This is a genomic window from Ruegeria sp. J8 (assembly GCF_056531925.1).
In genome coordinates, this window is sequence record NZ_JBQFMR010000003.1 from 373,213 (window position 1) to 385,376 (window position 12,164).

General features: G+C 60.6%; 12 protein-coding genes. 10 read left to right on the top strand and 2 right to left on the bottom strand.

What is annotated here, in order from left to right; translation table 11 throughout:
- Window positions 1-14 precede the first annotated feature (14 nt).
- Window positions 15-977: a 4-hydroxybenzoate octaprenyltransferase gene (ubiA, locus tag ACR0L1_RS08475; RefSeq protein ID WP_480858229.1), complete on the bottom strand. Its 963-nt coding sequence runs from the start codon at window positions 975-977 to the stop codon at window positions 15-17.
- An 11-nt stretch (window positions 978-988) separates the two neighbouring features.
- Here ubiA and ACR0L1_RS08480 point away from each other — a divergent pair, with 11 nt between their 5' ends.
- From ACR0L1_RS08480 to ACR0L1_RS08525, 10 genes are all read left to right on the top strand, one after another.
- Entirely contained in the window at window positions 989-1,714 is a 726-nt protein-coding gene (locus ACR0L1_RS08480; protein WP_170772709.1) for a 16S rRNA (uracil(1498)-N(3))-methyltransferase, read from the top strand.
- Entirely contained in the window at window positions 1,711-2,559 is an 849-nt protein-coding gene (locus tag ACR0L1_RS08485; protein ID WP_480858232.1) for a GNAT family N-acetyltransferase, read from the top strand. Before ACR0L1_RS08480 ends, ACR0L1_RS08485 begins: the two co-directional genes overlap by 4 nt.
- Entirely contained in the window at window positions 2,556-3,083 is a 528-nt protein-coding gene (locus tag ACR0L1_RS08490) for a hypothetical protein (RefSeq protein ID WP_480858234.1), read from the top strand. The genes ACR0L1_RS08485 and ACR0L1_RS08490 overlap by 4 nt, the downstream gene beginning before the upstream one ends.
- Before the next feature lie 64 nt (window positions 3,084-3,147).
- On the top strand, window positions 3,148-4,518 hold the full coding sequence (locus ACR0L1_RS08495; protein WP_170772705.1) for a glutamate--cysteine ligase: 1,371 nt from the start codon (window positions 3,148-3,150) through the stop codon (window positions 4,516-4,518).
- A 70-nt stretch (window positions 4,519-4,588) separates the two neighbouring features.
- Entirely contained in the window at window positions 4,589-5,662 is a 1,074-nt protein-coding gene (gene pheS / locus ACR0L1_RS08500; RefSeq protein WP_480858236.1) for a phenylalanine--tRNA ligase subunit alpha, read from the top strand.
- A 38-nt stretch (window positions 5,663-5,700) separates the two neighbouring features.
- Window positions 5,701-6,285, top strand: coding sequence for a hypothetical protein (locus ACR0L1_RS08505; protein WP_480858238.1), 585 nt, complete (start codon window positions 5,701-5,703; stop codon window positions 6,283-6,285).
- A gap of 98 nt (window positions 6,286-6,383) precedes the next feature.
- Complete coding sequence (locus ACR0L1_RS08510) at window positions 6,384-7,187, top strand: CE1 family esterase (protein ID WP_480858240.1); 804 nt, start codon at window positions 6,384-6,386, stop codon at window positions 7,185-7,187.
- Window positions 7,188-7,265: 78 nt separating this feature from the next.
- Window positions 7,266-9,662: a phenylalanine--tRNA ligase subunit beta gene (gene pheT / locus ACR0L1_RS08515; RefSeq protein WP_480858242.1), complete on the top strand. Its 2,397-nt coding sequence runs from the start codon at window positions 7,266-7,268 to the stop codon at window positions 9,660-9,662.
- Window positions 9,663-9,924: 262 nt separating this feature from the next.
- Window positions 9,925-10,884, top strand: coding sequence for a hypothetical protein (locus ACR0L1_RS08520; RefSeq protein WP_480858244.1), 960 nt, complete (start codon window positions 9,925-9,927; stop codon window positions 10,882-10,884).
- Between the two features lie 62 nt (window positions 10,885-10,946).
- Window positions 10,947-11,396 (top strand): YtoQ family protein, encoded by a 450-nt coding sequence (locus tag ACR0L1_RS08525; RefSeq protein WP_170785024.1) that lies wholly within the window; start codon window positions 10,947-10,949, stop codon window positions 11,394-11,396.
- Between the two features lie 40 nt (window positions 11,397-11,436).
- On the opposite strand, the gene ACR0L1_RS08530 is transcribed toward ACR0L1_RS08525, so the two are convergent.
- Window positions 11,437-12,135: a glutathione S-transferase family protein gene (locus tag ACR0L1_RS08530; RefSeq protein WP_480550339.1), complete on the bottom strand. Its 699-nt coding sequence runs from the start codon at window positions 12,133-12,135 to the stop codon at window positions 11,437-11,439.
- Between the last annotated feature and the right edge of the window lie 29 nt (window positions 12,136-12,164).

Consider the following 12,164-nt stretch of genomic DNA (forward strand, 5'->3'; position numbering starts at 1 on the left):
GCGCCGAGGTGCAATCAAACCAACAGTGCCACGCACAGGAAGATCAGCGGAATAAGGCCGGTGTCGCGGTTGGCGCGGAACAGCTGCAGCAGCTTGGCGTTGTCCTCGGTGTCCAGCCCGCGCAATTGCCACGCCATGTGCCAGCCCATTGCCCACGGCCCGGCCAGCGCAACAAACAGCGCCATGATCGAGGCCTGCGTGGTTATTGCGTCAATAATCGCCAGACCCATCAGGGAAACGGTGGCCACAAGGAAGTATTTCAGCCACTTGGCCGTGTCCTCTCCGAACAGACGCGCGGTGGATTTGATGCCGATCAGTTCGTCATCTTCGGTGTCCTGATGGGCATAGATCGTGTCATAGAACAGCGTCCACGCAATCCCGGCCAGATAGAGCAAAATCGCAGGCATACCGATGGATCCGGTATGTGCGGCCCAGGCCAACAGAACACCCCAATTGAAGGCCAGCCCCAGAAACACCTGCGGCCACCACGTGAACCGTTTGGCGAAGGGATAGATCGTGACCGGCAGCAGCGACAGGACGCCCATTGCTATGGCCGTCTGATTGAAGCTGAGCAGAATGCCCAAAGCCAACAGGCATTGCAGCCCCATCCAGACCACCGCCTGCCGCACCGTGACCTGACCCGAGGGGATGGGCCGCGAGCGGGTACGCTCAACCTGCGCATCGAATTCGCGGTCGGTGATGTCATTCCATGTGCAGCCCGCGCCGCGCATCAGGAAGGCGCCGATGGCGCATCCGGCGGCGATCCATAGATCCTCCCACCGGGGCGAGCCGTCGCTGAGGACAGCCAGCACAAGGCCCCACCAGCAAGGGATTAGCAGCAGCCAAGTGCCGATGGGTCGATCCGCGCGGCTGAGGCGCAGATAGGGGCGGGTAAAGGCGGGCGCGTGAGTGTCGACCCAGTTGCCGCTGACGGCATCAGCGACCTGACCATCTGGTGTTGGGGCATTGCCTTGCATATTAAGGTCTCATGAGTGCAAAGATCAGACTGTATGTAGAGCACCCTTTGGGTGCGGGGCAATCGGTTCCTTTGACGCGTGATCAGGCCCACTACCTGTTCGGCGTCATGCGGCTGGCCGTCGGCGGACAAGTGTCCTTGTTCAACGGCCAAGATGGCGAGTGGCTGGCCGACGTTGCCGAGGCGGGCAAGCGTGGCGGTGTGCTGACTTGCGCCCGCCAGACCAAGCCGCTGCAACTGCCGCCCGATCTGTGGTTCCTATTCGCGCCGATCAAAAAGGCCCGTACTGATTTCATCGTTGAAAAAGCGGCCGAGATGGGGGCTGCGCGCATTCTGCCGGTACAAACCGAATTCACCAATTCCGAGCGTATCCGGCAAGACCGTCTTCAGGCCCACGCGGTCGAAGCAGCCGAGCAATGCGGCGGCACCTACGTGCCAGAGGTTGCCGATCTGCAACGTTTGGACCGACTGTTGGACGCATGGCCCGAGGACCGTCAGCTGATGTTCTGTGATGAGGCCGAGGTCGGCTCGGCCTTGCGTCTGGCTGCCCATGAGTCGGGCCAGCCCTGGGCTATTTTGATCGGGCCCGAGGGTGGGTTTTCGGATCGAGAGCGCGCGCGCCTGGCCGGGTTGTCCTTTTCCCATGTCGTCAGTCTTGGGCCGCGCATCCTGCGGGCCGATACGGCGGCGGTGGCGGCCTTGACCATGTGGCAGCAGGCCTTGGGGGATTGGTCATGAACTGGCGACCGGCTGATACGACGGACGTGCCTGCGATCCGCCGGTTTCTGTCGCGGCATGTCCAGACCTCGATGTTTCCGCTGGCCAATCTGCGCGAATACGGCTTGGGCGGAACCAGCCCGCGCGCGCTGAGTGCCTGGGTGTTGGGTGACGATCCGTGGGCCGTTTTTGCCATCACCAACGAAGGTATGATTCTGCCACAATGCCCCGATTGTTCCGACGCCGATCTGCTGGCCGCGATCGACCTGATCCGCGGCAGGCCGCTGTTCGGGATTGCAGCCGAGGCGACCCAAGCGCGGCGGATCATGCAGCTTGCGGGCTGGGCGGGCCGTCCCGCGACACTCAATAGTGACGAGCCGGGGTTCACTCTGGACCTGACCCAACTTGTGGTGCCCGATACCACCGGTGCGATGCTTGAGCCTTTGGGTGGGTTCAACGGAGACATCACCGAAGAATGGCGATGCGACTATTTGATAGAGGCGATGGATTTCGCTCCTGACCGCGCGCGGAAGCAAGCGCGTAAGGACTATGTGACCTATCTGGACCTAAATTCGCACCGGGTACTTGTGGTCGATGGTCAGCCCGTGGCGATGACAGGGTTCAATGCGCGCCTGCCCGATGTGGTTCAGATCGGCGGGGTCTATACCCCGCCCAAGCTGCGCGGGCGCGGCTATGCGCGGTTGGCTGTTTCCTTGCATCTGCTCGAGGCAAATGCCAGCGGCGTGTCGCGCGCGGTGCTGTTTGCGGCTTCCAATTCGGCGGCGCGTGCCTATATGGCAATCGGATTCAAACCAGCAGGACAGTTCTCGCTGATCCTGTTCAAGAACCCGAAGGACCCGGCATGAGTTTCATCCGAACCGAAGCCAAACTGACCCTGTGGCGCTGGCGCGAAGTGCTGGTTGCCGTGGCCGTCCTGCTGGTTGGCCTGAGCTGGATTGGCGGTCCCGGTGGCCTGCTGGGCTGGATGGGCTGGGTTCTGGTTGCCGTGGCCGTGGCGCTGGCCGTCATAGGTTTTCAGCGCGCGCGATTTCGCACGGGGGCAGGCGGCCCCGGCGTTGTCACCATCGACGAAGGTCAGATCACCTATCTGGGCCCGCTGGACGGCGGCATGGTCGCCTCGCGCGAGATCGAACGGCTGGCACTGGACCCGACCTCGAACCCGGCGCATTGGGTACTGTCTCAGCCGGGCCAGCCAACGCTTCACATTCCCGTGAATGCCGAGGGGGCCGAGGCGCTTTTTGATGTGTTCTCGAACCTGCCGGGGCTGAAAACCGAACAGATGCTGGCCGAATTGAACGGCGGTGCGGTGCATCCCGTGGTGATCTGGGAAAAGCGCCCGATGCGACCGGCGCATCTGCGGCTGCATTGACACTGGCGGCATTTCACCCCACGACTCACCCAAAGACAGACACATCAGGATCGGAGAGCGGTTCATGTCCATCCCCCAGTCCGGCGGCGGGCCGATCGAACGCCACGAACAGCTTGCGGAATATCTGGAATCGGGCTGCAAGCCCAAAGCCGATTGGCGCATCGGGACCGAGCATGAGAAGTTCGGTTATTGCAAGGACACGCTGAAACCGCTGCCGTTCGAGGGTAAACGCTCGATCGTCGCTGTGCTGGAAGGTCTGCGCGACCGCCATGGCTGGGCCGAGGTGCGCGAGGGTGACAACCTTATCGGTCTGGAAAAGGACGGCGCGAATGTCAGCCTGGAACCCGGCGGTGCGCTGGAACTATCGGGTGCTCCGCTGGAGACGATCCACGAGACCTGCGATGAGGTGAACACCCACCTGCGCGAGGTGAAGGATATCGCGGATGAGATCGGCGTGGGCTTTATCGGACTGGGCGCGGCTCCGATCTGGACCCATGACGAGATGCCGTTGATGCCCAAGGGCCGCTATCGGCTGATGAACGACTATATGGAAAAGGTCGGCACCATGGGCCGCGCCATGATGCGGCGCACCTGCACGGTTCAGGTCAATATCGACTTTGGGTCCGAGGCCGACATGGTCCAGAAGCTGCGCGTGGCGCTGGCGCTGCAGCCGGTCGCGACGGCGCTATTCGCCAATTCGCCTTTCTTTGAGGGCAAGCCCAACGGCCAGAAAAGCTGGCGCAGCCATATCTGGCGGCATCTGGATGATGCGCGGACGGGCATGCTGCCGTTTGTGTTCGAAGAGGGCTTTGGGTTCGAGCGTTATGTGCAGTACGCGCTCGATGTGCCGATGTATTTCGTCTACCGCGACGGTCAATATATTAACGCGCTGGGCATGTCTTTCCGCGATTTCCTGCAGGGCAAACTGCCTGCGCTGCCCGGTGAAACCCCGACGCTGTCTGATTGGGCCGACCACCTGACAACCGCCTTCCCCGAGGCTCGCATCAAGAAATACATGGAGATGCGCGGCGCGGATGGCGGCCCGTGGCGGCGTTTGTGCGCACTGCCTGCCTTCTGGGTTGGTCTGACATATGACCAAGGCGCGCTGGATGCGGCATGGGATCTGGTCAAAGGCTGGGATGCGGAAACCCGCGAAGAACTGCGCGTTCAGGCTGCCGTTCAGGGTCTTCAGGCGCAGGTTGGCGTTATCAACATGCACGATCTGGCGCGCGAGGTCGTGGCGATTTCCGAGGCCGGTCTGAAATCCCGCGCCTTCCCCGGCGCAGGCGGGCTGGTGCCGGACGAGACGCATTTCCTGAACGCCCTGAAGGAAAGCATCGATACAGGGAAAGTCCCCGCCGATGAGTTGCTGGATCACTACAATGGCGACTGGAACGGCGATCTGACCCGGATTTATCCCGAATACAGCTATTGATCCGCACCGTCCCGCTTGCATTCGCAGGGCTGGCCCGATAGCAGGTTGGCGACCAAATTCAGAGGGCGTCATGGACGATCTTAAGGCAAAATATCTGGGCCAAATCGCCGAGGCCGGTGACGAAAACGCGCTTGAGGCGATCCGTGTCGCTGCCGTGGGCAAAAAAGGCGAGGTTGCGCTGAAGATGCGCGAGCTGGGCAAAATGACGCCCGAGGAACGCCAGATCGCAGGCCCCGCGTTGAACGCCCTGAAGGATGAGATCAACTCGGCGTTGGCCGCCAAAAAATCCGCGCTGGCCGATGCCGCGCTGGATGAGCGTTTGCGTACCGAATGGCTGGACGTCACCCTGCCGACCCGCGCACGCCGTCAGGGCTCAATCCACCCGATCAGCCAGGCGACCGAGGAACTGACCGCGATTTTTGCCGAGCTGGGTTTCTCTGTGGCCGAAGGGCCCCGGATCGAGGACGACTGGTATAATTTCGACGCCCTGAACATTCCCGGCCACCACCCCGCGCGGGCCGAGATGGACACGTTCTACATGCACCGTGCCGAGGGCGACGATCGTCCGCCGCATGTGCTGCGTACGCATACGTCTCCGGTGCAGATCCGTTCGATGGAGAAACAAGGCGCGCCGATCCGTGTGATCTGCCCGGGCGGCGTGTACCGCGCCGACTATGACCAGACCCACACGCCGATGTTCCATCAGGTCGAGGGGCTGGCCATCGACAAAAACATCTCGATGGCGAACCTGAAATGGGTTCTGGAAGAGTTCGTGAAAGCTTTCTTCGAGGTCGACGAGGTCGAGCTGCGCTTCCGCGCCTCGCATTTCCCCTTCACCGAACCGTCGGCCGAGGTCGACATCCGCTGTTCCTGGGACAATGGTCAGCTGAAGATCGGCGAGGGCGACGACTGGATGGAGATTCTGGGTTCGGGTATGGTCCACCCCAAGGTGATCGCCGCCGGTGGTATCGACCCCGAGGTTTATCAGGGCTTTGCCTTTGGGATTGGGATCGACCGTCTGGCGATGCTGAAATATGGCATTCCGGATTTGCGGGCGTTCTTTGATTCAGACCTGCGTTGGTTGCGGCACTATGGGTTCGCGGCGCTGGATATGCCGAACCTGCATGGTGGTTTGTCGCGGTGACGGTGACATCAAGCGGCATTTTCGAAGGAATTGCTGCTATGAGCCAAGTAGCGATCGCAGTTTCAGTCGCCGCCGGCGTATGGGTAGCTTACCGCCAGCTTCATTCATGGAAAGGCGAAAAACTAACGCTGAAGCGTGCAGATCTCGGGGAAGAATTGATATCTCATGCTACTGAACTGATTGGTAAATTTCAGGCGGTTCGAAACCCGATGGGCTTTGCAGCACCGGCCGGTGAGGATGAAGACGGAACCTATGACTTCCGTCGTAGGCTAAATGAACTGGCTGATCTCAATGACGACTATGCCGAGTTGAGGCGGCTTGGGGTGCGCCAAAAAGCACTCGTTGGAGATAGTGCGGTTCAAGAGGCGATAGATGCAATATTTGATGCACGCATAAAACTGATTGTCGCTCTCAAAGGGAAGATTAGAGATGCGATGAGGGACAGCACACACTATGGGCGCACGTTATCCGAAAAAGATTTTCAAAGAACTGAGAGATACGAAGACGCAATATGGGACGGGTATGATCGGACGGCTAATTCATTGACAGAGAAACTGTCTACGGCTTTGGACACGATTGAAACTAGACTTTTGCCGTATGTTCGCCACTCAGCATCGGATTGAAGTAGGTTTTTGCGGTGTGTCGAATATAGCGTGACTTATTACAAACTCGCACACGGTTGTGACGTGACAGTCCGCGTCAGGCGGCTAGGCTCCGGCTTATGATCTACCGACTGCTGTTCCTGCTGCTGACCGCTACCCCTGCACTCGCCATGGGTCCGTGGAAATCCGATTGCCATGGCGACACCGCCTGTGATCTGGGTGACCGCTCGTACCATGTGTTAGAGCCCGAGGAATGGGACGGGGAGACCCCTCTTCCCGTTCTGTTGCACTTCCACGGCTGGGCGCGGCAGGGCACCGTGGTGGTGAACCATCAGCGCATCGCTGGGGCCACAAAATTGCGCGGCGTGTTGCTGGTGGCTCCGAACGGGTTAGGCAAAAGCTGGGACTTCTGGACATCGGACACGCGCGATGTGCCCTTTGCCGATGCGGTGCTTGAGGATGTGGCTATGCGCTATCCGGTTGATCCTGACCGTATCTACGTGTCGGGTTATTCCTTTGGCGGCGCGATGGCGTGGCGCTATGTGTGCCAGTCGGGCAATGACATTGCCGCCTTGCTGGCCGTTGCGGGTAGCATCCGCCAGACTGAAGAGTGCCCCGAAGCCCCGCGTGAGGCGCGCCATGTGCACGGCCTCAGCGATACGGTGATGGATTTTCCTTATGGCACCAACGGCGACACCACCTACCCGGTGGCGCTGTGGCGAGCGGCGTATGATTGCCACGATGCCACCCCGCGCGGAGATTGGAGCGTGGTGCCGATCCTGACCCTCAGCCGGATGGAGTGGACCGATTGCGCGCGCGGGCAAGTGACGCTGGACACGCATCCGGGCGGGCATTTCATCCCCCATGGCTGGATCGGGCGCCAATTGGACGAGCTTTTGGGCCGCACCCCCACCTATCCGTAACGCGCAGCGCTTGCACCTTGGCGCAATCTTTGTCATTGCCTGTGCCGACTGGATATCTGCCAAAAAAGGCCCCGAGCAATGAAATTCACTCTGTCCTGGCTGAAAGACCACCTCGATACCGATGCGTCGGTGGATGAGATCGCTGAGGCGCTGACTGACCTTGGCCTTGAGGTCGAAGAGATTGTGAACCCGGCGGACCGGCTGGCAGGCTTTACGCTGGGCCATGTGAAACATGCCGAGAAACACCCCGACGCCGACAAGCTGCGCGTCTGCACGGTGGCGACGGATGAAGGCGATCTGCAGATCATCTGCGGTGCCCCCAACGCGCGCGAAGGCATCACCGTCGTGGTCTGCAAGCCGGGCATGTATATCCCCGGTCTGGATATCACCATCAGCGTCGGCAAGATCCGGGGCGTCGAAAGCTTTGGCATGATGGCATCCGAGCGCGAGCTGGAGTTGTCGGACGAGCATGATGGCATTATCGAACTGCCCTCGGGCGAAGTCGGTGATCGGTTCGTGGACTGGCTGGCCGAGAATGATCCGTCCAAGGTCGATCCGATGATCGAGATTGCGATCACGCCGAACCGCCCCGATGCGTTGGGTGTGGCTGGCATCGCTCGTGATCTGGCAGCGCGTGGGGTTGGCACGCTGAAAGAGCATATCCACGCGCCAGTGCCGGGGGATTTCGAATGCCCGATCAAGGTGACGATTGATGACGACACACTGGACGGCGCGCCGCATTTCACCGGTCGTGTGATCCGGGGCGTCAAGAACGGTCCCAGCCCGCAGTGGCTGCAGGATCAGTTGAAGGCCATCGGTCTGCGGCCCATTTCGGCGTTGGTGGATATCACCAACTACATGACCTTTGACCAGAACCGCCCGCTGCACGTCTTCGATGCCGACAAGGTGCAGGGCAACCTGCGGGTTCACCGCGCCAAGGGTGGTGAAACGCTGGTGGCGCTGGATGAGAAGGAATACACTCTGCAGCGCGGTATGATGGTGATCTCGGACGACAAGGGCGCGGAATCCATCGCGGGTATCATGGGCGGCGAGGAAACCGGCTGTACCGATGAGACGGTCAATGTCTTCCTCGAAAGCGCCTTCTGGGATCATGTGCAGATCGCCCTGACGGGCCGCGCGCTGAAGATTAACTCGGACGCGCGTTACCGCTTTGAACGCGGCGTTGACCCGCAATTCACCCGTGAAGGGCTGGAGCAGGCGACGCAGATGATTTTGGATATCTGCGGCGGTGAAGTGTCCTCGGTTGTTGAGGCCGGGAAGGCTCCGAACCACGCGCGTGCTTATAAGTTGGATGCGGCGCGGGTGCAGTCTCTGGTCGGGATGGAGATACCCGAAAGCGAACAGCGCCAGACGCTGACCCGTCTGGGTTTCCGTCTTGAGGGTGAGATGGCCCATGTGCCCAGTTGGCGTCCCGATATCATGGGTGAGGCCGATCTGGTGGAAGAGGTCGCGCGGATCGCCTCCCTGACCAAGCTGCAGGGCAAACCGCTGCCGCGTGTGACTGATGGCATCCCCAAGGCGGTGATGACACCGACGCAGCGCCGTCAGTCGATGGCGCGCCGGACCTGCGCGGCGCTGGGATACAATGAATGTGTGTCCTATACCTTCATTGATCAGGCCTCGGCCGCCCTGTTTGGGGGTGGCGATGCCGCGACGCAGCTGGAAAACCCGATTTCCTCGGAAATGAGCCACATGCGTCCCGATCTGCTGCCCGGTCTGCTGCAGGCGGCCGCCCGCAATCAGGCGCGCGGCTTTGCGGATGTCGCTCTGTTCGAGGTTGGTCCGGTCTTCCATGATGGCGAGCCCGGCGATCAGAAAACCCAGATTGCCGGTCTCTTGGTGGGCCGCGGTGGCCCCAAGGATGTGCATGGGGCCGCGCGCGCCGTGGATGTGTTCGACGTCAAGGCCGATGTCGAGGCTGTGCTGGCCGCCATCGGAGCGCCCGCCAAGGTGCAGGTCCAGCGCGATGGTGATGCGTGGTGGCATCCAGGACGGCACGGAAAGATCTGCCTGGGGCCGAAAAAGGTGCTGGGTGTGTTCGGTGAGCTGCACCCGCGTATTTTGCAGGCGATGGACATCAGGGGCCCGGTGATGGCGTTTACCATCTGGCCGGACGAGGTACCTCTGCCCCGCAAATCCGGGGCGACCCGTGCGGCATTGGAGCTGCGCGATTTGCAAGCGGTCGAGCGTGACTTTGCCTTTGTCGTCGATGCGGATGTCGAGGCTTTGACGCTGGTGAATGCAGCGGCGGGGGCGGATAAGGCCTTGATCGAGGATGTGCGTGTTTTCGATGAATTCATCGGCGGTAGTTTGGGTGAGGGCAAGAAATCTCTGGCCATTACCGTGCGTTTGCAACCGACGGACAAAACCTTGAAGGAAGAAGATATCGAGGCGGTTGGCCAGAAGATCATCGCCAAGGTCGGCAAGGCCACTGGCGGCGTGTTACGCGGTTAAACCGGCCTTGATCCAAATGCAAAGCGCGCCTGCGGGCGCGCTTTTCTCGTTTCTGGGGATGGTGTTGCCGTGTCGCAACAGAAAGCTGTGGGCCCTTTCAGGGGGTTGAGCAGAATCGGCAAGCCACCCTATTTACGCGCTCCTAACGCAATCAAACCCCGGAGTCTGCCAGATGCCAGATCCCAAACGCGCCCAAGCGCCTTTCATTTTCTGATTGCCCGCCAGCATTCCGGCGGGCCTTTTTTCCCGTTGGAGAGCTGTCATGAAACGTCAAGACATCTCGATGTTCCGGCAGATATTGCCGCAAGAGATGCCCTTTCCCTATTATCCGGACCGGCAAAGCCCATGGTTGCTGTGCCAGTCGATGCAGGCTGAGATGCCGATCTCGGACCTTAAACAGTCCGACCTTTCCCGCTTGCTAACGCGCCCATTGGTGCAGCCGATTGTGGCGTCTTGTGGCGGGGTCCTGCGGCGGCACGATGTGATGGCCGTGGCCCATGCGGACCGCGCGATGCGGCTTGGGGCTTTGGGCCCGGCGGCGACAAGGGGGCTGGAGGTTGCGTATCAATCCGATTGGCTGGATTTCTGCCTGAGCTTCGACATCTGGTCCGGCGAGCAGACGACACGCAAAGACCACAATCTGGTGGTTCAGCTTGGGTTCCCAAGCGAACACGCGGCGTTACTGTGGCAATTCGAACAGCGTGCTGAGGTTGGCGCCTATCAAAGCAGCCTGCACCCGGTTCGCAGACACGGGCGCCCGACACTGGCTTGGTGTCGTCTGGATCTGGACCTGCAAAGCGGCCATTGCCTGATCGAAGAGATCCAGTCCGATTGGCTGCGTTTCGTAGGTCGCGCCCGGCGGCGGTTGCAACATCGTGCGCCCCGGTCGCGGGCATTGCGGCTGACCAGCGACTATGAGCAAAGCCTGCAGCAGAGATACGCCAAAATCTGGGCCGATGTGATGATGCTGTCGGTCCTGATGCTGCTGCGGGATGAGTTTGCCGTGCGTGATGTCTGGATGCACCAGCCAGAGTCCGGCGCTAAACTGAAAGGGATTACATGGGGTCGGCTACCGCCGCGTTCGATCTATACCCGACTGCCGCGTGCATTCGGGTTCCAACAAACGCGCGAGATGCCCCCAATGCTGGGCAGCAAACATCGCAGTACAGCCCGGCGGGCGGTGAAAGAGGATCAGCCGATTTTCTGGCGGTTACGCTTCTGAACGCCCCTTGGGTTGCCACCGATTTCTGACTAGGGTCGCAGACAAATAACAAGGAGTTAACTATGGGCCTGAACGTATACCTCTCGGGTGAAATCCATACCGATTGGCGGGAACAGATCATCGATGGCGCCAAGGGGCTGGATGTCACTTTCAACAGCCCCGTCACCGATCACGCCGCCAGCGACGATTGCGGCGTGGCCATTCTGGGGGCAGAGTCGAACAAATACTGGCACGACCACAAAGGTGCGATGGTCAACGCCATTCGCACCCGAAAGGGTATTGCGGATGCCGACGTGGTCGTTGTGCGGTTTGGCGACAAGTATAAACAGTGGAACGCCGCGTTTGATGCGGGTTACGCCGCCGCGTTGGGCAAATCGCTGATCGTGCTGCACGGCTCCGATCATCAGCACGCGTTGAAAGAGGTCGACGCCGCAGCGCTGGCCGTCGCCGAGCACCCCGCTCAGGTGGTCGAGGTGCTGCGCTATGTTCTGACCGGACAACTGCCCGGATAGCGGGCGTCGGGGCGGGGCAATGCCTCGCCCCCGATCTGCCTTAGCTTGTCGCAGGTATAGTTAATCCGCGCTGGACTGCTGGACGTTCCAGGAAACGGTCCACATAAGGCTGAAGATTGGCGAAATCCGACCATCCGAGCAGGTCTTTGACGCCGTAGTAGTCCAACCCGCGCAGCCATGGGACTATGGCGATATCAGCGATCGAGTAGTCCCCGGCGATCCAGTCCTGCCCGTCCAGCTGCGTGTTAACGACGTTCAACAGACGCTTGGCCTCGTTGATGTAGCGCTCGCGCGGGCGAGGGTCTTCGATCTCGCTGCCAGCGAATTTGTGGAAATAGCCAAGCTGCCCGAACATCGGACCCAGCCCGCCCATCTGGAACATCAACCATTGGGTCACACGTGCTTTGTCCGCCGCGGTTTTTCCGATCAGCTGACCGCTTTTCTCAGCCAGATACAGCAGGATCGCACCGCTTTCGAACAATGAGACCGGCTCGCCATCCGGTCCGTTCGGGTCGATGATGGCCGGGATCTTGTTGTTGGGGTTCAGCGAAAGGAATTCGAGGCTTTTTACGTCTGAGTCCGCCAGCGTGACCAGATGCGCCTCATAGGGCAGGCCGATCTCTTCGAGCATGATCGAGACTTTGACGCCGTTGGGCGTGGGGTAGGAATAGAGTTGCAGTTTTTCCGGTGACTGTGCGGGCCAGCGGGCAGTGATCGGGTGGTTTGCGGCGTCCAGCATAGGGGCTCCTGTATGAAGGTTCCGAACAC